20 protein-coding genes are annotated in these 22,017 nt (G+C 39.8%); 10 read left to right on the top strand and 10 right to left on the bottom strand.

Translation table 11 applies throughout. From position 1 onward, the window contains the following. Positions 1–322: 322 nt before the first annotated feature. Genes LOS73_RS18635 through LOS73_RS18610 form a run of 6 tightly spaced genes read right to left on the bottom strand, consistent with a single transcriptional unit; the run spans position 323 to position 5,290 of the window. Positions 323–1,735 carry a tetratricopeptide repeat protein gene (locus LOS73_RS18635; protein WP_457934111.1) on the bottom strand — a complete coding sequence of 471 codons (1,413 nt, stop codon included), beginning with the start codon at positions 1,733–1,735 and terminating at the stop codon, positions 323–325. A 27-nt stretch (positions 1,736–1,762) separates the two neighbouring features. Next, a complete protein-coding gene (locus tag LOS73_RS18630; protein WP_033031925.1) occupies positions 1,763–2,419 on the bottom strand; it encodes an energy transducer TonB in 657 nt (218 codons plus the stop codon). Position 2,420: 1 nt separating this feature from the next. Then, the gene (locus LOS73_RS18625) at positions 2,421–2,825 is read right to left on the bottom strand and encodes an ExbD/TolR family protein (RefSeq protein WP_007378977.1); all 405 of its coding nucleotides are present in this window, start codon (positions 2,823–2,825) and stop codon (positions 2,421–2,423) included. A gap of 5 nt (positions 2,826–2,830) precedes the next feature. Beyond that, positions 2,831–3,211 carry a MotA/TolQ/ExbB proton channel family protein gene (locus LOS73_RS18620; protein WP_007378976.1) on the bottom strand — a complete coding sequence of 127 codons (381 nt, stop codon included), beginning with the start codon at positions 3,209–3,211 and terminating at the stop codon, positions 2,831–2,833. Further along, a complete protein-coding gene (locus tag LOS73_RS18615) occupies positions 3,204–4,517 on the bottom strand; it encodes a MotA/TolQ/ExbB proton channel family protein (protein WP_033031923.1) in 1,314 nt (437 codons plus the stop codon). The genes LOS73_RS18620 and LOS73_RS18615 overlap by 8 nt, the downstream gene beginning before the upstream one ends. Continuing rightward, the gene (locus tag LOS73_RS18610; RefSeq protein WP_033031921.1) at positions 4,517–5,290 is read right to left on the bottom strand and encodes a DUF3450 family protein; all 774 of its coding nucleotides are present in this window, start codon (positions 5,288–5,290) and stop codon (positions 4,517–4,519) included. Before LOS73_RS18610 ends, LOS73_RS18615 begins: the two co-directional genes overlap by 1 nt. A 196-nt stretch (positions 5,291–5,486) precedes the next feature. Here LOS73_RS18610 and LOS73_RS18605 point away from each other — a divergent pair, with 196 nt between their 5' ends. Further along, complete coding sequence (locus tag LOS73_RS18605; RefSeq protein ID WP_033031919.1) at positions 5,487–7,667, top strand: TonB-dependent receptor; 2,181 nt, start codon at positions 5,487–5,489, stop codon at positions 7,665–7,667. Between the two features lie 75 nt (positions 7,668–7,742). Continuing rightward, a complete protein-coding gene (locus tag LOS73_RS18600; protein WP_033031917.1) occupies positions 7,743–8,423 on the top strand; it encodes a Fe2+-dependent dioxygenase in 681 nt (226 codons plus the stop codon). A 1,092-nt stretch (positions 8,424–9,515) separates the two neighbouring features. On the opposite strand, the gene galE is transcribed toward LOS73_RS18600, so the two are convergent. Then, positions 9,516–10,532: a UDP-glucose 4-epimerase GalE gene (gene galE / locus LOS73_RS18595; protein ID WP_337150751.1), complete on the bottom strand. Its 1,017-nt coding sequence runs from the start codon at positions 10,530–10,532 to the stop codon at positions 9,516–9,518. Between the two features lie 419 nt (positions 10,533–10,951). Here galE and LOS73_RS18590 point away from each other — a divergent pair, with 419 nt between their 5' ends. Then, entirely contained in the window at positions 10,952–11,461 is a 510-nt protein-coding gene (locus tag LOS73_RS18590; protein ID WP_033031913.1) for a hypothetical protein, read from the top strand. A gap of 67 nt (positions 11,462–11,528) precedes the next feature. Here LOS73_RS18590 and LOS73_RS18585 read toward each other — a convergent pair whose 3' ends face one another. Next, positions 11,529–12,644 carry an energy transducer TonB gene (locus LOS73_RS18585; protein WP_033031911.1) on the bottom strand — a complete coding sequence of 372 codons (1,116 nt, stop codon included), beginning with the start codon at positions 12,642–12,644 and terminating at the stop codon, positions 11,529–11,531. A gap of 248 nt (positions 12,645–12,892) precedes the next feature. On the opposite strand from LOS73_RS18585, the gene LOS73_RS18580 reads away from it, so the two are divergent. The 6 genes from LOS73_RS18580 to csrA all read left to right on the top strand — a co-directional run bounded on the left by LOS73_RS18580 (position 12,893) and on the right by csrA (position 18,965). Next, complete coding sequence (locus LOS73_RS18580; protein WP_007378959.1) at positions 12,893–13,516, top strand: GTP cyclohydrolase II; 624 nt, start codon at positions 12,893–12,895, stop codon at positions 13,514–13,516. A gap of 81 nt (positions 13,517–13,597) precedes the next feature. Next, positions 13,598–14,386, top strand: coding sequence for a BPSS1780 family membrane protein (locus LOS73_RS18575; RefSeq protein ID WP_007378958.1), 789 nt, complete (start codon positions 13,598–13,600; stop codon positions 14,384–14,386). Beyond that, positions 14,386–14,838: a regulatory protein RecX gene (locus tag LOS73_RS18570; protein ID WP_033031909.1), complete on the top strand. Its 453-nt coding sequence runs from the start codon at positions 14,386–14,388 to the stop codon at positions 14,836–14,838. Before LOS73_RS18575 ends, LOS73_RS18570 begins: the two co-directional genes overlap by 1 nt. A gap of 19 nt (positions 14,839–14,857) precedes the next feature. Continuing rightward, complete coding sequence (alaS, locus tag LOS73_RS18565; protein ID WP_457934110.1) at positions 14,858–17,458, top strand: alanine--tRNA ligase; 2,601 nt, start codon at positions 14,858–14,860, stop codon at positions 17,456–17,458. Positions 17,459–17,464: 6 nt separating this feature from the next. Further along, the gene (locus LOS73_RS18560) at positions 17,465–18,682 is read left to right on the top strand and encodes an aspartate kinase (protein WP_457934109.1); all 1,218 of its coding nucleotides are present in this window, start codon (positions 17,465–17,467) and stop codon (positions 18,680–18,682) included. A gap of 91 nt (positions 18,683–18,773) precedes the next feature. Beyond that, the gene (csrA, locus tag LOS73_RS18555; protein ID WP_011327236.1) at positions 18,774–18,965 is read left to right on the top strand and encodes a carbon storage regulator CsrA; all 192 of its coding nucleotides are present in this window, start codon (positions 18,774–18,776) and stop codon (positions 18,963–18,965) included. Positions 18,966–19,177: 212 nt separating this feature from the next. Here csrA and LOS73_RS18550 read toward each other — a convergent pair whose 3' ends face one another. Continuing rightward, on the bottom strand, positions 19,178–19,645 hold the full coding sequence (locus LOS73_RS18550; RefSeq protein WP_457934108.1) for a YcxB family protein: 468 nt from the start codon (positions 19,643–19,645) through the stop codon (positions 19,178–19,180). A gap of 211 nt (positions 19,646–19,856) precedes the next feature. Further along, positions 19,857–20,936, bottom strand: a complete 1,080-nt coding sequence (locus LOS73_RS18545; RefSeq protein ID WP_149614401.1) for a mechanosensitive ion channel family protein — start codon at positions 20,934–20,936, stop codon at positions 19,857–19,859. A 116-nt stretch (positions 20,937–21,052) separates the two neighbouring features. Here LOS73_RS18545 and LOS73_RS18540 point away from each other — a divergent pair, with 116 nt between their 5' ends. Continuing rightward, a complete protein-coding gene (locus LOS73_RS18540; RefSeq protein ID WP_457934107.1) occupies positions 21,053–22,006 on the top strand; it encodes a YihY/virulence factor BrkB family protein in 954 nt (317 codons plus the stop codon). Positions 22,007–22,017: the final 11 nt, after the last annotated feature.

The following is a 22,017-nucleotide window of genomic DNA, read 5'->3' as shown; positions in this document are numbered from 1 at the left end:
AAGCTGGGCGTCTACAAGTGAGTTTAACCACGGCGTTAAATTTTATCTGTAGGCGTAGAGCTTGCTCACGCGAGAAGCTATTTTAAAAACTGCGTTTTTACACGCCAGCAAGCTGTGCGTCTACAAGTGAGTTTAACCACAGCGTTAAATTTTATCTGTAGACGTTGAGCTTGCTCACGTGAGAAGCGTAGCTTCTAATTATTAAGCTATTTTAAAAACTGCGTTTTTACACGCCAGCAAGCTGTGTGGCTACAAGTGAGTTTAACCACGGCGTTAAATTTTATCTGTAGGCGTAGAGCTTGCTCACGTTAAAGCTATAAACTTACCCTTCTTGGCGCACAATATTTTCAAGTGCACGAATATTGGTAATCAAATCCTGGCGTTGCGGGTTAGCTTGCAATGCTTTTCTAAGATGCTTCAGCGCACTAGAGTAGTCTTTAGAATCAATTGCTATTTGCGATAATCCAAGCCATGCCGATAGTTGGTAATCAGGAAGTGCCTGTGCACGAACATACATAAGTTTAGCTTGGGTGAGTTGGCCTTTACTGCGATATATACTTGCTAAACTAAGTAAAGCATCACCTAAATTCGGGTTTATTTTAAGTGCGTTGTTTAAACTTTTAAGTGCGCGCTTAGCATTACCTTGTTGCATAGCAATTTGTGCGCTGTATACAGAAAACTGCGCTTGTTCATCACGGGGTAGCTTCTTAGTTAATCTTTTTGCGCTGCCTATTAGCTCTTTAGCTAAATCCCATTTTTGTTGAGATACAAGCCAGCCTAAAGTTTGCATCGTGGTATTAATAACCTCAACTTGCTGCTGTTTAGTGGCGTGTTTTAAACCTTGCTTTAATAAACTAACAGCGCGTTCAGTGCTGCCTTCACTTAAATGCAGCTGGGCTGCTAAAAGCTGGTTACTGGTATCTTTAGGGTTGAGTTTTAAGGCCACTTCAATGGCGGCAAGTGCTTTTTTATTTTGCTCTAATTGCAGTGCTATTTGTGCACGTTGCAACCACAATTGAGCATTATCAGGTGTTTTATTAAGCAACTCTTTTAATAATGCATTTGCTTGATTTAAATCGCCCGATTCAATTAAGGCAAACAATAGCCCTTGTTGGTACTGAGGCGTTTCAGGGGCAAGCATCAGTGCTTGACGATAAGCGGCTACTGCGCTCCAAGGCTGGCTGTGTTGTACATGAATATAAGCAAGTTGCGCATAACTTTGTGCATCTGCTTGGCCCTGTTCAATACTGTGTACTAGGTGTGTTTGTGCCTTGTTGTAATTTGCTTGTTGCATGTATAAAAGACTCAAGCCTTGGTGTGCTTTTACTAAGTTAGGTGCGGCTTTTAAACATGCTAAATATGCATTTTCGGCGTTATCGAACTCTTTTAAGGTGAGTAAAACCTGAGCACGCAATAAATTGAGTGCGGTGCTATCTTGCGTGAGGTCGCGGTTTTTAAATAGCGCGGCTACTTCGTTATAATTACCTGCTTGTAGTAATGGTTGCACTTGGCGTGCAAAGCCACGTTCAGTCGGTTCAATAAGCATTTCAGTAGGACTAAGTAATTTATTATTTATGGCCAATTGCCATGTTGGATCGCTAGGAGATAAAATTACTTTCAGTGGAGTACTTACTGTGTTTGCATTCACATTACCAACAGCTAATAAAGGCAATGAGCACATTAAAGTTGTTAGTAATGCGTGAGTGAAAGGTTTTAGCGTTTTAATTACGTTCATATTTTTCATTTTAATAAGGCTTAAAGCTTAAGGTTTAAATTCTATGGGCCAAATAAAGCGAGCGCGTACGACTTCGCCTTCTTTTTTAGGTGCGCTAAAGCGACTCTGTTTAATTATTTTATCGATTGCAGGTTTAAGCGACGGATACGGATTTTGCACCACTTCAATCAAACTTACATTGCCACCCTCATCAATTAGTACATCGAGCTTTACGGTAAATGTATCAATACCTTGGCGAGTTAAGCTTTTTGGGAGTAATGCTTTTACTGGTGTGAGTAAAGTGGGTAGGCCGTCGAGCTGGTTTAGGCTAAGTGCATCCCAATTTACATTGACCGATTGCCATTGTGGCGTACTTACTTTTACACTTGGCGTATCGGGTCTTACAATTTTTAGTTTACTCTTTATTTTAATTTTAACTGCTTGAATAGAAGCGCCAGCGCCTTCCACCATTAAGCTTTGCGCAGGCTCATTTGCTTGTTGCTGTTGTATTGAAGGCGGAGGTGGTGGCGGTAATGCCACCATAGCTACCTCGCGTACAATAACTTTATCTTGCACTATATGTTCAGCTAGTTGAGCGAGCCATAAAAGTAACAATGCAGCAGTAAGTACTATTAGGCTTAGCGCAAATGCAAACAATGGATGACGAATATTTCGTGATTTTTGGGTCGGTGTAATCGCGTACATATTATTGTTTGGTCGCTAAATTAACTTGTGCAGCACCGGCAAGCTTTGCCTCGTCAATCACTTGAACAAGCAACTCGGTAGGTACTGTTTTATCGGCTTGAATAACCACAGGGCGCTGTTGTTGCTTTAGCATTTGTTCAACGCTGCTGCGCACGCCAGCAACACCAATTTGGCTGCCATCAAAAAATACTTGTTGGGTGTCTGTTATGGCTAAAAATATAACTTGTTGTTCTAGACGGCTGGCCGATACGGCTTGTGGTTTATCAACCTCAACGCCACTCTCGCGTACGAATACCGTAGTCACAATAAAAAATATTAGCAATATAAATACCACATCAAGTAGCGGCGACATATCAATATGTTGGCCAGATTCTTGTTCTAAGCGATGTTTTAAACGTGATTGCATGGTTATTACCCTAATTGTTTACTTAGTGCATGTAATTTAGGGTTGCGCTGCGAATATGCTAAATAGGCTTGCATTAACCAAGCAGGAATAGCGCACACCAGACCAAGTTGAGTGGTTAGTAATGCATGGCCAATTGCATCACTCATTAACTCATTATGACCCTGAGCCATAACTTTAAAGGTATCGAGTAAGCCAACAATTGTGCCTAGTAAACCAAGTAGTGGCAAAGCCGCAGTTAAAATAGAGCTTACTTCTTGCCAATAACCTTTGCGTTGTGTTTGATAATGTTTCAGATGTAGTAAGTCATGAAAAATCAATTGATACACAAATAAAGCCAGTAAAATAATGCACCAACAAATAGGGTTACTAATGATTTGATCAAACATTGTTTTTTCCTTCATCTAGCTGACTTAGCTGTAATGCAAAGCCTTCTAATTGGCTGTAATAGGCTTTAGCTTTACGCGATAACAAGGCGTTTAGTACCAGAGCTGGTATAGCAACGACTAAACCAAGTTCTGTGGTTATGAGTGCTTGTGCAATGCCACCTGATACGACCTCAGGATCGCCTGATCCGAACAAGGTCATCATTTTGAATGTTTCGATCATACCGCTTACAGTACCCAGTAAGCCAAGTAGTGGTGCTACTGCTGCAGTAACGGCTATTGCACCAATAAAGTTATCGAGCTTGTGTTTATCGTGCATAAGTTGGTTAAATAACTGATCATCTCGTACTTGGCCTTTTTCGCTTTGCAAGGTTAGGTTAAATAGCTGTTGCTGCATGCCATTAAATTCGCTGCTATTTTTACTTATAAACAATTTCTGTAATTGCAATTGCGAGTGCATTTTTATTTTATTTAAACGCAGTAACTGAGCTGCTTTCAGTAATGCGATAGTTAGTGCAAAGCAGGCAAATAAAATAATAGGAATAGCCCATAAACCGCCTTTTTCTAAATGCTCCAGCGGACTTTCTTGTTGAGACTGACTCGTTACTAAATGCGTTAAACTCGGATCAAAAGTGAGGAGTGTAGATCCTACGCCATTTTGTTTTAAGGTATTATCGAGTGGGTTATCGTCACTTGTAGATTGCACTAGCGCTACCTTTAACGCGTTAGATTTGTCGTCTAAATCGAGTAATCCAGCTAGTTTTGGGGTTTGTGTACTAAACCAAGCAACTGGGCCTACTTGCAGGGTATTCGCTTGGCTTAATTCGCCATTACTTAGCACAACCGATTGCTTTTTAAATTGTGGATAAAGTGCCTGTTTTTGGTCATTAATAAGTGATACTACTTGTTTCAATAATTCGTTTTGATCATTAGTAATGTGTTGGTTTTTACTATTTTGGCGTACAAATCGATTTAACAAATTTAGCTGATATTGTTGCTGCTGTTGCCATGTATCTAGGCGTGTTTGCAGCTGATTTAAACTCAAAGTATCTTCATCAGCAAGGCGGCGGTTAATGGCAGCCTGCTCACGTAATTTACTCAGTGATTGCTGCTTGTTAAATATATTGTTAGCAAGAGCGGCTTGCTCTTTGGCAATGTTATTTTGAGTTTTATTCAACGCGCGTTGAGCTGTTTTAATGTCACTTAAAATACTTTGTTGCGCGTCATCACTGCTTGCTGCAAAAACGATGTTTGCACTAAAGAGTAAAGCTAAAATATTAGCTATTTTAAGGATGCGGGCGAAAATCATTATTTAGCCCCTTTTTGTGTATTTTTTGCATAACTTAAGATAGGTAGTGTTACCCAGTCAGCAGCGCGCTTTTTTTGTTGAACAGCTATTCCTAATGCAACTTGCTCAGCGTTAATACTCGGATCGAACTCCCACTGCCAGCCTAAATCACTTGGAAAGCCAATGCCTACATAACTTAAATCTTCACTTACAAACCAAGCTTGGGCTGCACCTAAGTAAAGCTGTTTTACCCATACTTCTTGGCCGTCAGGGTGCAGAATTGCCATTTCGTGTATAGAAATCCGTTGCTGAAAATCACGTAATAACCCCAGCATCTTGAGTGCTGTTTGCAATTTATCTGTGGTATTTAGTTGTGAGTTAGTTAAATCACCTGTGTTTTTCCAGCTACTTAAAAGTGGCGGAGGTAATTGCACTTGTAATGAAAGTAATTGCTGGGAAATGCGTGTAAGTTGTTCGTTTAATTGTTGTTGATCGTTTTCAAGTTCCGATTGTTTAGTAACAAGCTGTTCGCGTTTTTGAGTAAGCTCGCTGGTGCTTTTTTTTCTACGCTGATTAAGCTCGCTAAGTTGCTGCTGCTCAGCATCTAAAAGCGTTAATGTTTGCTCCATACTGCTTTTTTGTTCAAGCCAATGAGTATTTAATTTATTGTTTTGATTTTCTATTTGCAGCCATTTGTTGATGAGTTGTTCTAATTCGCTAACGGTATCGGCTTGCACTGTCATAGCGCAACAAAGCGCGATAACCATACTGATTGGTTTAATTAAACTTCGCATTGTTCAACAAAGACCCTGAAAGTTACGACGAGTAATTACATGGAGCAATTACTGTTAATTTTTAAGTGCGCATACAATATAACAACAGGTATAACAACGCAACTGATAACAATTAGCGTTTACATTTATTTATGGCGGTGGTAGGATTTTGCCGAAATTCAACATGTACCTAATTAGTTTAAACCTTGGAGTAACCATGAGTAAGCCATCGAATAAAGGGAATACCTACGCAAAACCAATTGCGGCGGTTGTTACAGCCACTCTTTCAACTTGGGCGAGTGCACAGGATGTTCAAGAGTTATCGGTAACGAAAGCGCAAACTAAAACTGAGTCTAGCTATGTTGTAGAAAAATCAACATCGCATAAATATACTCAACCGCTACTCGATACGGCTAAAACAGTTACTGTAATTAACCAAGCGGTAATGAAAGATAGAAACGTAGATAGTTTACAAGATGCATTACGCAATGTATCAGGTATTTCTTTAGCTGCAGGCGAAGGTGGTTCTCCTACTGGCGATAGCATGTCTATTCGTGGTTTTAGTGCCGCAAGTGATATTTTTGTTGATGGTATTCGTGATGTTGCTGGATACACTCGCGATGTTTATAACATTGAAGCCGTTGAAGTAGCTAAAGGCCCTGGTTCTGCAGTCTCTGGTCGTGGTGCAACAGGCGGCAGCGTTAATCTAGAAACTAAAAAGGCGAAATTAGACAACTTTAATGATGTTTCGTTACGTTTAGGCACAGAAAACGATTACCGTGGTCGTCTTGATACTAATATTCAAGTAAACGAAACAAGCGCATTACGTGTTAATTTATTGTCTGATTCAGGTGATGTTGCTGGCCGTGATTATGTTGAAAACGAAAAAAATGCAATTGCTGTTGCTTTGGCTACAGGGCTTGGAACCAACAGTCGATTTGATCTTAATTTTGAATACCAACGACAAGATAATTTACCAGATTACGGTATTGCATGGGTTAGAAGTGATACCCCAGTTGCTGAACTAGTTGGCAATGAATACGCTCCACCACCAGTCGATTTTGATAACTTTTATGGTAACGTTTACCGTGATTATGAAGACATAGAAGCTTATTCAACAACTGCCCGTCATGAGTATGATTTTTCTAAAAATACTACGTTACGTACACAAGTCCGTTTAGGTAAAGTTAAGCGTGAATCGGTAACAACTGCACCACGTTTCTTTTCAGTTACAACCGATACAGATATTACCTTTGCAGATGAAAAAACACGTGATACAGAAAATTCATTGGCTGCATTACAAGTTGATTTAATTGGTAACTACGAGTTTGCTGGTTTTACTCACGATGTTGTAGTGGGTATTGAACTTGCAAACGAAACGTTTACACGCCATAACTTTGTTGCAACTACGGCTGATAATCTAATTGAAGATGGAATCCGTAACGACTTATACAATCCTGATGCAACAATTGCATTTACGGGTGTGTACGGTCGTAACGGCACAAGTATTGAAGCTAAAGCTAAAAACCAAGCTATTTATGCATTTGATACAGTAACCCTTAATAAGCAATGGGAAGTTACAGGCGGAATTCGTTTTGATAGCTTTACTACGGATTACCATTACGATTACGCGAACCCAAGTGCTTTAATTTCTACAAGTGACGACTTATTTAGCTGGAATGCAGCTGTAGTTTATAAACCTACAGAAAACGGCAGTATTTATTTTGGGGCGGGTAATTCGTTTAATCCTTCAGCCGAAGGTATTACGGTATCTACTCGCGGAAATACAGCAGATCTTGATCCAGAAGAAAGTAATAGCTATGAATTAGGTATGAAATGGAACTTAATGGATGGTCGCTTACAAACTAATGCAGCTCTTTTTCGTACTGAAAAAACAAATGCTCGTACCGATGATCCATTTGCAGAAGATACACGAGCTGATTTATTAAATGGCGAACAACGAGTTCAGGGTTTAGAGTTATCAGCTACAGGTTTAATCACCAAAGAGTGGACCGTTATTGCATCGTATACTTATCAAGATAGCGAAGTAACTAAAGCATCAGGTGACGATATTATTCAAATAGGTAATGAGTTACCACGTACGCCTAAAAATAGTGCGAGCATATGGACAACATACGAAATATCTGAGCAATTATCATTTGGTGCAGGTATGCAGTATTTAGGTGAGCGTTACAGTAGCTCATCGTCTACTCGCGCTCGTGCTCCAAGCTATACTATTTTTGATTTAATGGTTGCGTATGATGTATCAAAAGATTTGAGCTTGCAGCTTAATGCTGAAAACTTAGGTGATAAAGATTACGTTAACCAGTTAGGTGGCGGACACTTTGTTCCTGGTGAAGGTCGTAAGTTTAGCTTAACGGCAAGTTACTCTTTTTAAACTTTACTTTAAGAGTACATAATCATTAAGGGCAGAAATTTCTGCCCTTTCTTTTTATTATGTGAGAGGGCGCACATGTTAGTTAAAATACCAGAGTTGTTAACTAAAGAAGAAGTTGCTTATTGTCATGAGGTTTTACTAAAAGCACAGTGGGCAGATGGTAGTATTACGGCTGGGCATCAATCAACGAAAGCTAAAAACAACTTACAGTTACCTGAAAATAGTCCTGAATGCCAAGAGCTTGGCGACATTATTATGGCAGCTCTCGCTCGTAGCAATTTGTTTATGTCGGCAGCACTTCCTGCAAAAATATTTCCTCCATTATTTAACTGTTATCAAGGCGGACAATCGTTTGGTGTGCATGTAGATAATGCCATTAGGCAGGTTCCTGGTACGCCTGTAAAAGTACGAACAGATGTATCAATGACGCTTTTTATTAATGAGCCTGAAGATTATGAGGGTGGAGAATTAGTTATTGAAGATACGTATGGATCGCACAGCGTAAAATTACCAGCTGGGAGTATGGTGTTGTACCCATCAACCAGCCTGCACCGTGTAATGCCAGTTACAAGTGGGCGAAGGTTAGCCTCATTTTTTTGGTTGCAAAGCATGGTTAATAGCGACGAAAAACGTGGTTTATTATTTGATTTAGATACATCGATTCAAAGTTTGCGCAGCAAAGTAGAAGATAGCCCTGAGATTATTCAGTTAACGGGGGTTTATCATAATTTGCTTAGGCAGTGGGCACAGACATAACGAAGATACTCGTTATTAAGTGTTAGATTTAGATATAAGTAATTAAAAGCTGCGCTTTTTGCGTGAGCAAGCTCTACGCCTACAGGCAAAGTTTTACAGTGTGGTTTGATTTACGTGTAGACGCGCAGCTTGCTGGCGTGACGAGCTAACTTAGCAATCAGTTGTAGATATTAAAAGCTGCGCTTTTCGCGTGAGCAAGCTCTACGCCTACAGGCAAAGTTTTACAGTGTGGTTTGATTTACGTGTAGACGCACAGCTTGCTGGCGTGACGAGCAACGCTCGTAATTTATTTAAATGATTTATTCATAAAGAGTAGCTTAGCTATCAGTTGTAGATATTAAAAGCTGCGCTTTTCGCGTGAGCAAGCTCTACGCCTACAGCCAAAGTTTTACAGTGTGGTTTGATTAACGTGTAGACGCACAGCTTGCTGGCGTGACGAGCAACGCTCGTAATTTATTTAAATGATTTATTCATAAAGAGTAGCTTAGCTATCAGTTGTAGATATTAAAAGCTGCGCTTTTCGCGTGAGCAAGCTCTACGCCTACCGGCAAAGTTTTACAGTGTGGTTTGATTTACGTGTAGACGCGCAGCTTGCTGGCGTGACGAGCAACGCTCGTAATTTATTTAAATGATTTATTCATAAAGAGTAGCTTAGCTATCAGTTGTAGGTATTAAAAGCTGCGCTTTTCGCGTGAGCAAGCTCCACGGCTACAGCCAAAGTTTTACAGTGTGGTTTGATTTACGTGTAGACGCACAGCTTGCTGGCGTGACGAGCAACGCTCGTAATTTATTTAAATGATTTATTCATAAAGAGTAGCTTAGCTATCAGTTGTAGATATTAAAAGCTGCGCTTTTCGCGTGAGCAAGCTCTACGCCTACAGGCAAAGTTTTACAGTGTGGTTTGATTTACGTGTAGACGCACAGCTTGCTGGCGTGACGAGCAACGCTCGTAATCTCATGCTTTGGTGTCTTCTCACTTACCTTTATTCTCTTTTTTTTGTGCAATAGCGTTTTAGATAATTTATTTACATAGAGTGTAAAGGGCGCTTTACCTGCTGGTGTAACAGGCAAAGCTTATAAAATACTTTTTACTTAACCTTTATAACCGTTGGGGTTATTTGACTGCCAACGCCATGTATCTTGCATCATTTCATCAATGCCACGCACCGCTTCCCAACCAAGTTCATTAAGTGCTTTTTCTGGTGCTGCATAACAGGCGGCTATATCGCCTGAGCGGCGAGGTGAAACCTGATATGGCACAGCCTGATCGCTGGCTTTAATAAATGCATTAACCATTTGCAGTACAGAATACCCGTTACCAGTGCCCAGATTATAAACTAATGCCCCCGTGCTGCTGGCAATTTTATCAAGCGCTTTTAAATGGCCAATTGCTAAATCTACAACGTGTATATAGTCGCGCACACCTGTACCGTCAACTGTGTCGTAGTCATCGCCAAATACAGCAAGTTGCTTTAATTTACCCACAGCAACCTGTGCAATAAACGGTAAAAGATTATTTGGGATACCGTTAGGATCTTCACCAATTAGGCCCGATTCATGTGCGCCAACAGGGTTAAAGTAACGCAAAATAGCAAACGCAAAACGCTCGTCTGATTTAGCGATATCTTGCAGCATCATTTCAACCATCAGCTTAGATGTGCCGTAAGGGTTTGTAGTACCGCCCACAGGGAAGTCTTCTTTAATTGGTAAACTAGCAGGGTCACCATAAACGGTAGCTGATGAACTAAATACTAATTTAAATACACCAGCTTCGCGCATTGCATCAACAAGCGTTAACGTACCTTGTACATTATTTTGGTAGTATTCAATTGGTTTAGCCACTGATTCACCAACCGATTTCAAGCCTGCAAAATGTATAACGCTATCAATAGAGTGTTTAGCAAACACTGAATCTAAAAAAGCTTTATCGAGAATATCACCTTGGTAAAAGGTAGTATCTTTACCTGTGATTTTTTTAACACGAGCAAGAGATTCTTGCGATGAATTGCTCAAATTATCAATAACAACAACATCATTACCTTGCTGTAAAAGTTCTAAAACAGTGTGCGAGCCAATATAGCCTGCGCCACCGGTTACTAAAATAGTCATGAAAGCTCCGTGGGTACCTTTTATCAATTAAGCTAATTTCACCATAAATTATGATTATTTACATGCATTATCTGTATTTATTATTGCTCTACTAAAGTCTTTTTTAAATTAAATACAGTTAATGTGGTTTAGAGTTTATTGGTCTTTCAGGATTAAAATTTGTTCTATCTAAGGAGTATTTAATCGCGGCGAGAGGTGTGTAACCTAGTCGGTTCGGCAACTGCTCTTGCGTTATCGCCTATGTATGGAGAATAACCATATTAAAATCAGCGTACTACTGAAACTTCTAGCTAGGAAGAGAAGCCAGCTTTAATCGCAACAGGAAGTTTTAAAATCACAAAAAGCACGGTTAGGACTTTTGTTACATTGTGAAAAGGAACTAAACTAGGTACATTTGGTGCTTACTCAAAGGGAATTTTATGAAAACAAAAATATTACTACTCACTTTATCTATCGCTTCTTGTTCTACTTTTGCTAACGATGTTAGTTTTTCGATTGGGGGTGGCTATCCTTACTTAGTTATTCCAGAAGTGTCTTTATCGGCTAATGAGAATCAACAACGTTGGTATGCAAACTATAAAATAGGCCTTGATGATGGATTTTCAGCAGGTTTTGAACAAGCAGTAAGCGATAATAAAAAGCATGCATTTGGCGCGCTTTTGGGCGCTATTGGCGCAAGAGATACAGACCAAGAATGTGAAAGTTCAACAAATGATATAGCAACTGACTTTGCTAATACGCTAGGCTGCGCAATTGGCAGTATTTTTGATGAGGAAACAACTAACGGCATAGGGCTTACTTACAGCTATAACTTTAATGGATTAAACAATGCCGGTTTTAGACTGGAATTAGATGTAGGCTACGGTAAAACAAGTGACAGCAATGAAAATAGAGCAGATGGCGGTATTAGTTTAAGTTACGAATTTTAACTACGTAGGGTTTGTATTAGTTAGTATTAAAAAAGGCGCTTAAAGCGCCTTTTTTAATGAGCCGCTTTTAATGGCGATTAATTTTAAAGTCGAGTTGTACCTGAGAAATAGCGCTAACGGGTTTGCCATTTTCAAACTTTGGCGCGTAACGCCATTGCTCAAGCGCTGCTTTGGCTGATTTTTCAAATGCGCTGCCGCCTTCAGAGCTAAGTACTTTTGGGTTTTTTACAAAGCCAGCTGCGTCTACCTCAAACTCCATAACAACGCTACCATCGGTACTAAATCTGGCTTTGTTAACTGGATATTTAGGGTTAACACGGTAAAGCGGCGTTTGCTCTTGCGATTCTTTCCATGGCACCATTTTAGCAATTGCTAGGCAATGTTTAGTTGCTTCTTCGCTTTTACCTTGTTTTTCGTACAGGCCAATAAGCTTAGAGTGAGCGCTTAGCTCTGCGCTGTGATCAAAGTTTAAGTTACTATCGAATACATTCACTATACGGTTTAGCCTTTCAATCGCTTGATTGTATTTTTTACGACCTTCTGCGAATGAGGCCATTAAAAAATCGGCTTTTATACGCTCTAGTGAGTTTTCAGGTAAGTTTTCCTGGTAGTACTCGTCGGCTTCTTCTAGGTAGTTTTTCGCTTCGCGATATTTTTTAGAGCTAAACTTTTTAGCAAGCAGTGATGCCGCTTCTAGTTTCATGTCGGCTACAAATTTAGGTTTATTTTGTGTTTTAGCTATATCTATTATTTGTTCTAAAAAGTTAGCTGCTTTGTAAGCCGATGTTGTGTAGTTAGCTTGGCCGAGCAGTGCATCAACTGTTTCTATTGATTGTTTGCCGTGATTTGCAGCTAAAATAGCATGTGCTTTATTATAAAGTGAAAAACGCTGTTCGTTTAGCTCATTGCCGTAGCCTTTAATAGCTTTAGCGTAGTTAATAGCTAAGTTAGCGGTGTTATCTGAGCTTTCACCATAAACGGCTTTACCTGATGTGTAAGCAAGTTTGGCTGTTTGTTGTACGTTTTCGTCTGCTTTAACTGCCGCTAAATAGCTTTGATATGCTTGGCTAAATACCGCTTGAGGATCGCTTACTTGGCTGGCGAGTACTGTAGTACTTAAAGTTGTTGCGCTTAAAGCAGATAAACTTAAGCCCATAAATAAAGCGAGTTGCTGACGTTTCATAATAATCCCTATCGTTGTTTAAAATACAAAATACCAAACGTGTCCTTAAGTGCCACTGATTAAGGTAAATCAACGTAAATAACATTGGCTGTTATTTGCATCAATTTATTGCTAACTGTCATTGAAAATAACGCTTATCGTCGCCATATATTTGCCATAAAAAGTCTTGTACTACGGTGTATTTATCCTATTTTGTGATATTATCACTTTATTGTCGTGTCGTAGTTATTTAAATATTTGGATTTGTCGTGGCGCAAGTAAGAGCAAGAGTCCAGCTTAATGTTGGCAGAAATAGTGATATCCCTGCAGAAATAATCTCATTTACTGATTTAAAAGATGGTAAAGAACATATTGCTATGGTGTTTAACAACGCTGATACAGAGCAAGATGTACCGCTTATTCGTATGCATTCTGAGTGTTTAACGGGTGATGTGTTTTACTCATCGCGTTGTGATTGTGGCGAGCAGCTAAATGAATGTATTGAAATGATGCACGAGCAAGGCGGTATTTTATTGTATTTACGCCAAGAAGGCCGTGGCATTGGTTTATACAACAAAATTGACGCTTATGTACTGCAATCGCAAGGGATGAACACCTACGAAGCTAATAATCACTTAGGCTTTGCTGATGATTTACGTGACTTTTCGGATGCGGTATTAATGCTTAATGCGCTTAATTTAAGCCACGTTAAATTAATGACCAATAATCCTAAGAAGCTTAATGCATTAAAGGATGCCGGTATTAGTGTTGACTCGGTTGTGGGCACGCATGCACACATTAAAGCGGGTGTTGCGGGTAATAAATCGTACCTAGAAACAAAAATTAAGCATGGCGCGCATATGTTAGATATTAAGAAAATTAAAAAACCTTAATCATTTAATTACGTTTCGTCTATTAATACCCCCTCACGCCAAGTTATACTTGGCGTGTTTCGTTTTAAATTAAGAGTAAGTATGTCTACACAATTACGAATTTTTAAAGCCGATGCAGGGCTAAAGTGGTTAAAAGCCGGATGGCTTATTTTTAAAACCCAGCCAGCAACCTTTATTTTTATGCATTTATTTATTGGCATTGTAGGGCTGCTGTCTTTATTTTTACCTTTACTGCAAGTGGTAGCAGCGCTAGCTACGCCATTTTTAACCGCAGGGTTTTACCAAGCGGTGCTTAGTAAGCAGCAGGGCGGAAAAATTATGCTAGCCGATATTCTCAAGCCATTTACGGCTAAGGGAAATCGTTTAGGGTTATTGCGTTTAGCACTTTATCAAATGGGTGCGGGCATTTTAATGGCGTTACTTGCTAATGGCTTATTTGCCGATGCAGTGGCGGTTATGAGTCAACCGGGACTTGATCCAAACGTAGCACTTGAACAAATGCTTGAGAGTATTTCGGGCGCGAATGTAATTTTATTTTTTATGGCAATGCTAATTTATTTAACGGCGTTTGCTTACGCTGTACCGCTTGTTTATTTTAGTAAAGAAACACGCATTTTAACGGCGCTGAAAAAGTCGTTAATGGTGTTTTATCATAATATTTTGCCACTTGGCGTTTTTGGTCTTATTTGCGCATTATTTATGGCGCTTTCGATGTTCTTATCGTTCTTACCACTGTTGATTTTAATGCCGATTTGCTACATTAGCTTTTTTGTATCTTATCAAGCCATTTTTATGCCTGTTGTACCACCGAGTGACGACATTAATGTTAAGCCACTTAGTAGTGAAACAAGCGGGCGTTTTGACGCTTAATGGATGATAAATTAAAGCAAAAACTAAAAAACTATGTACTTTGGTTACTAGGGCGCCAAGAATATTCGCGTCGTGAGTTAACGCTCAAATTACAGCAAAAAGAAGCGACAGAAGAGTTTATTGAAACGCTGCTTGATTGGTGCGAAAAGCACAATTTTATTAACGAGCAGCGATACTGTGAAGGCTTTGTAAGAAAACACATATTTAAATGCCACGGGCTTAAGCGAATAAAAAGCGAAGCTATGGGCAAAGGGATTGATCGTTCGCTACTTGAATTGGTAGTTGAAGAGCTTGAAATAGATTGGTTTGAGCTTGCGCAGGATGCGTACAATAAAAAATATTCAAATACACCGCCAGATCTCGATTACAAAGATAAAGCTAAGCGCGTGCGCTACTTAATGTATCGGGGTTTTAGCTACGATGAAATTAATTTTGCAATGCAAGCACAGTAAATACAGGTGAGACTTTCAAATGCAGCACATGACTACCGCACAAATTAGGCAACAGTTTTTAGACTTTTTTGCCAGCAAGCAACATCAAATAGTACCTTCTAGCTCGCTTATACCGGGTAACGATGCCACGTTGTTATTTAACAATGCCGGCATGGTGCAATTTAAAGATGTATTTTTAGGCGCAGAAAGCCGCCCTTATACACGTGCGACAAGCTCGCAGCGCTGTGTACGTGCTGGCGGTAAGCATAACGATTTAGAAAACGTAGGCTACACTGCTCGCCACCATACATTTTTTGAAATGTTAGGTAACTTCAGCTTTGGTGATTACTTTAAGCAAGACGCGATTAAGTTTGCATGGGAGTTTTTAACTGAGGTAGTAAGCCTACCTAAAGAAAAACTTTTAGTAACTATTTATCACGATGATGAAGAAGCGTTTGGTTACTGGGCTAACGAAATTGGCTTACCTGAGGATCGTATTATTCGTATTGCGACCTCAGACAACTTTTGGTCTATGGGCGATACTGGTCCGTGTGGTCCGTGTTCTGAAATATTTTATGACCATGGCGAGCATATTTGGGGCGGACCTCCGGGCTCTCCTGAGGAAGACGGCGACCGTTTCATCGAAATTTGGAACCTTGTATTTATGCAATATAACCGTCAAAGCGACGGTACAATGTTGCCTCTACCTAAGCAATCTGTTGATACGGGAATGGGCCTTGAGCGTATTGCTGCTATTTTGCAGGGCGTGCATTCAAACTACGAAATCGATTTATTCCAAGGCTTAATTGCCGCTGCTGCAAGTGTTACTAATGCACAAGACATGGACGACAAGTCACTACGCGTAGTGGCGGATCATATTCGTTCGTGTGCGTTTTTAATCTCAGACGGTGTTATGCCATCTAACGAAGGTCGTGGTTATGTACTGCGCCGTATTATTCGTCGTGCTGTGCGCCACGGTAACAAGTTAGGTGCACAAGGTTCGTTTTTCTATAAATTAGTTGCTGCGCTAATTGAGCAAATGGGTCAAGCGTACCCTGAGCTTGCTAAGCAACAAGAAATTATTGAAAAAGTATTACGCATTGAAGAAGAACAGTTTGGTAAAACACTTGAGCGTGGCTTAGCTATTTTAGAAGAAAGCTTAAGCGACCTTAAAGGCGATATTATACCGGGCGACTTAGTATTTAAACTTTACGATACGTACGGTTTTCCAGCTGATTTAACGGCCGATGTTGCGCGTGAGCGCCAGATGACAATTGATCATCAAGGCTTTGAAGAATGCATGGCTGTACAACGTAAAACAGCGCAACAAGCGGGTAAGTTTGGTGCTGATTACAATGACCAATTAAAATCAGATAAACACACTGACTTTAAAGGTTACGACAGCACACATTACAGCGCGACCGTTATTGAAATTTTTGCCGGTGGCGAAGCTGTTCAGTTATTAGAAGATGGTCAACAAGGTATTGTAGTACTAGACCGCACACCGTTTTACGCTGAATCAGGCGGTCAAACGGGTGACACGGGTACTATTACAGTTGCTGGTGGCGAATTTAATGTTACTAATACCACTAAACTTGGTAATGCTTTTGCTCACCACGGTACTGTGCAAGGCCGCATTGGTGTTAACGATAAAGTGGATGCGACTATTGATGATACGCGCCGCGACAGCATTAAGAAAAACCACACAGCTACACATATTTTACACGAAGCACTACGCCAATTATTAGGCGACCATGTAGGCCAAAAAGGCTCACTTGTTCAGCCAGATCGTTTACGTTTTGACTTTTCGCACTTTGAAGCAGTTACTAAAGATGAGCTACGTGAAATTGAGCGTGTAGTTAATGACGAAATTCGTCGTAACTTTGCACTTAATACTGAGCTTATGGCTATTGATGATGCTAAAGCGAAAGGTGCTATGGCATTGTTTGGCGAAAAGTACGATGACGAAGTACGTGTAGTTACTATTGGCGACTACTCTATTGAGCTTTGCGGTGGTACTCACGTTGAGCGCGCTGGCGATATTGGTTTATTCAAAATTGTATCTGAAAGTGGTATTGCCGCAGGCGTTCGCCGTATTGAAGCGGTAACTGGTGCAGATGCAGTTGCTTATGTTAGCGAGCAAGAGCAACAACTTAGCGATGTTGCAGCTTTAGTTAAAGGTGATAGCGCATCGGTACTTGAAAAAGTAACCGCGTTACTTGAAAAGTCTAAAGGTCTTGAAAAGCAAATTGCGCAACTTAACGATAAGTTGGCAAGTGCAGCGGGTGCGTCTTTACTTGATTCGATTGTTGAAATTAACGGCGTTAAGCTACTTGTAGCAAACGTTGAAGGTACTGAATCTAAAGCACTGCGCGGTATGGTTGATGACCTTAAAAACAAAATTGGCTCAGGTGTTATTGCCCTCGGTGTTGCCAGTGGCGACAAAGTAAGCCTAATTGCCGGTGTAACTAAAGACTTAACAGGCAAAGTAAAAGCCGGTGAGTTAGTTAACCACATGGCAGGCCAAGTAGGTGGTAAAGGTGGCGGTCGTCCAGATATGGCACAAGCCGGTGGTAGTGAGCCACAAAACCTTGCTGCTGCACTAGATAGCGTTACAGCTTGGTTAACTGAGCGTACTTAAGCCTAAGTGGCGCTTATTGTTCAAAAGTTCGGTGGCACTTCGGTCGGCTCAATAGAGCGAATTGAAGCGGTCGCCGACCTTGTTGTTAAAACCAGACAACAAGGACATCAAGTGGTTGTGGTGCTCTCTGCTATGTCGGGAGAAACCAACCGCTTAATTAATCTCGCCAAACAAATTGATACTCGCCCGAGTAGCCGTGAACTAGATGTACTTATTAGCACCGGAGAGCAGGTTTCTGTATCACTACTTGCTATGGCTATTATAAAACGTGGCCACTCTGCTGTGAGCTTATTAGCCGATCAAGTCAATATTTTAACCGATAACATGTTTGGTAAAGCTCGTATTGCAGAGGTTGCTGCTACGCGTTTGAAGCATGAGCTTGAGCATAATCGTATTGCTATTATTGCTGGGTTTCAGGGGCGTGATGTTGAGGGCAACATTACAACGCTTGGGCGCGGTGGCACCGATACATCGGCTGTGGAAATAGCTGCGGCTATAAAAGCTGACGAATGCCAGATCTATACAGACGTTGACGGCGTATATACTACAGATCCTCGTGTTGAACCTAACGCGCGCAGAATGAGCCAAGTTACCTTTGCCGAAATGCTAGAACTGGCAAGTTTAGGGGCGAAAGTTTTGCATATTCGCTCAGTAGAAGCCGCAGGCAAACATGATGTGCCACTTAGGGTGCTTTCGAGCTTTAATCCCGATGAAGGTACATTAATAAGTTTTGAGGAGAACGATATGCCAAGCAAGGTTGTATCGGGGATTGCGTTTAATCGTGACGAATGTTTAATTAAGGTACAAGGTGTGCCAACGGGTACGCAATATCTTTCAAAAATATTGAAACTTTTTGCCGAAAATGGCATCGAAATAGATATGATTAATCAAGTTAATCATAACTTTGAAAAAATAGACTATGCTTTTACTGTGCACACGAATGATTACCTGCAAGCAATTGAATTGCTCACTGAGCAGCAAGTTCAATTAAGTGTTCAAAGTATATGCGGATTAACCACAGTGGCAAAAGTGTCTGCTGTTGGTATGGGTATGAAATCGCATTCTGGTGTCGCGAGTCTATTTTTTGAAGCATTAGCGCAAGAAAACATTAATGTAGTTTTAGTTTCAACATCCGAGATTAAAATTTCAGTTTTAATAGATGAAAAGTACTTAGAGTTGGCTGTTCGTGCATTACACAAAGTATTTTTAACAGAAAATGAATAGATTGGGAGTTTTTACTTACTTTTCAGTCTAATTTTTATTAGTATGTTTAAGCGGAATCTTATAATTTTTATTGGAACATGGGAGCAATAGAATGCTAATACTAACTCGTAGAGTAGGTGAAACCCTAATGATTGGTGACGAAGTAACAGTTACCGTTCTAGGTGTTAAAGGAAATCAAGTTCGAATCGGTGTTAACGCACCAAAAGACGTATCAGTGCATCGTGAAGAAATTTACATGCGTATACAAGCTGAAAAGTCTAACCCTGAGCCGGGCAATGCTTAATCAACATGTAATACCAAACTGCATAAATCCTTGATCAATTTAACGAATTAAATTGCACTATAACGTCGTTAAAAATTTTTTATTTAGAACAACTAGATACAAAAATTTTTGCCTAGTTCTAGCGTAATTTTCTCAACGTTAAATAGACCTCATATATAAGCAGATTGGTATAAAATAGCTAAGTAATTTACTTAGCTAAACAAAAAAGCCACTCATCGAGTGGCTTTTTTGTTTATATAATTAATAATTTCGGGGCTTAAAATTTGTTTTGAAATATATTGCATACCATGTTTATTTTTTAATAATAATCCGCGCTCTGTATCTATAACTTCGTTTATATCTTGCCATACTAATTGATAGTTTTTGTAATGATTAACCGATTTAATGCCTTCGTCATCAAAAGTAAGGGTGACTTCTGAGCCAGATGCTCTGCTGAGCATTTGTCTGGTTACCCACCAAGGACGGCGATAGTAAAAGGCAACGCATTCAAGAATTGCCAGCATGATTAAAAAAGAACCTAAGTAATGATCATTTAAACCATAAATACCAAACAAACCCAGTGCTGTTAATAGCATGAGTAGAAAATATTTAGGTTGCGCACGTTTACTATAAGGAAGCGACTCATCGAAGCATTCATAAAAGTAAGGTCTATCAAGTGTATAGGTAGTAGTTAATGCCATATTGTTTTACTTAAAACATATTTTTTCCTATTTTAGCAAGCTAAGCTGCAAATGCGCAGTGTTTATAATAAAGAACCTGAACTCTAGATAATAAATCTATCTCAAGCAGTTATTGTCAGCGCGAACTGCAATAAATTTATTTGCAGTAGGCCAGCTATTAACGCGTAAATTAGCCTTGTTTTCACTGAAAATCTCTTAATCAGAGCTCAGGTTAAATAATATTTTTTCCTTGTTCAGGATCTCTTGATTTATCTGCTTGTTCACGTATTTCGTCAGTATCACTGCTCACATCATCGAGTGTTTTAGTTTTATCGTCTGTTTCGTTAACTATGTTTTTTACTTTTGGTGATTGTTTTTGCTCTGAACCAAAAATAGTTTCGTTAGCAGGGGTAAGTAAAATACGCTCTCTTGCGTCGTCAGGCATGCTGATATTGTGCTTTGTAAATTCGTTTACAAGTTCTCGCATAAGTTGTGAGCCTACTTTTAATGGGCTGTGCTGCTCGCTATTAACCCAAAAGAACAAGGTAAAGTTAATAGTGGATGAGCCAAGGTTTTTTATTAATACTTGCGCTGGTGGGTCGCTTAGTACGGCACTTTGCTGATTGGCAATGTCGAGTGCGAGAGTTTGTGCATTGCGTATATCGTTATCATAGCCAATACCTATTTCTACTTTACCGCGCATTTTGGGATTGGCGGTGAGATTTTTAATGGTGTTTTTGTACACTGTCGCATTTGGTATTTGAATATGATTACCATCGTAATCCACTAGTGTTGTTGCGCGTGCGGTTACTTTTTTAACGATCCCTAAGCGATTATCTACCTCTATTACATCATCAATTTTAAAAGGTCTTTGTATGCTTAGTAATAAACTGGCGATGAAATTTTCTGCTATGTCTCTAAAAGCGAAACCTAATATTAAGCCTATTAATCCTGTTCCACTCATAATAGCGACTGCAAACTCAGTAAGCCCAGCTAAACGTAAAAATAAGTACACGCCTAATAAAATAATTAAGGTGCTAATACTGCGCCTTGCGACTAAGTGAACGAGTTTACTGTCGGTCATATAATCGATGGGTTTTATAAGTAGTCGCGAAAGCGGCCCTGCGATTAAATAGCTTAGTACTAAAAGGACTGTGCCAAGTAATAGAGTGGGTAATATTTGCGCTGTTGCGTGCAGTAATTGCAGACTTTGTTCGTGGAAAAAATGCCATGAAAGTATATCACCTTCAAAACTATGTGTTATGAGAGGGGCATTATTTTGTACTATGTTGTTTGCATGGCTACTGGGCATGGCTGTCATCCGTGTTTAGTTTTTATAATTGTTAGCAGCAAGTTTAGTACCAAATGTTCAATATAACTTGGCAAACATTTTGCTGAGATAACGTAACACAAATTTTGGGATTTAGAATGAAAGAGACTAAACGAGGGCAGCAAGCAGCCCAACCTGTGCATATTCCTGTAGTAGGTTGGTGGGATATTGTTAAGCGTATTTTTAAGCAAATGAACGAGGACAATTTATCGCTTGTTGCTGCAGGAGTTGCGTTTTATGCACTGCTTGCTATTTTTCCGGCTATTGCCGCCGTTGTTTCTATTTATGCTTATTTTTCCTCTCCTACTGATATTAGTGAACATTTGAGTTTGTTTGTTACGTTATTACCTGACAGCTCACGAGAACTCATTTTGTCTCAAGTTTCAAGTCTTGCTCAAAGTTCAAACGCTAGTTTAAGTATCAGTGCATTGGGAACTTTAGTACTTACTATTTGGAGTAGTTCTAAAGGGAGTCAGGCGCTTATTACTGCGTGTAATATTAGTTATCGAGAATACGAAAAACGCTCATTTTTTAAAGCGTTACTAGTGCGCTTTTTATTTTCTATGGGTGCGATTATCGTTGCTATTTTTTCACTTATAATTATTGGTATCTTGCCAATTGTACTTAACTTAGTTGGACTTAAAGAAGGCATAGATTTACTGATCAAGCTTATTTCTTGGCCATTATTGGCTTTAATATTTAATTTTACATTAGTGCTCTTATATCGCTACGCCCCGCACCGAAAGCCAGCTAAATGGCGTTGGATCACAATAGGATCCTCCATTGCTACCGTGCTTTGGATTTTGGCATCTATTGGTTTTTCATTTTATGTGTCGCGTTTTTCGAGCTATAACGAAACCTATGGCTCGTTAGGTGGGGTAGTTATTATGTTAATGTGGCTTTATATAAGTGCCTATATTGTTATTTTAGGCGCTTCGACTAACGCCGCAACGGAACAACAAACGGCGATAGACAGCACAACAGGCCCCGCAAAAAAAAGAGGCAATCGAGGCGCATATGTAGCCGACCACCTCGATGTGAAAAACAAGTGATTTAATTTACT

The organism is Pseudoalteromonas sp. SCSIO 43210 (genome assembly GCF_054133285.1).
This window is presented reverse-complemented; position numbering and strand designations above follow the sequence as displayed.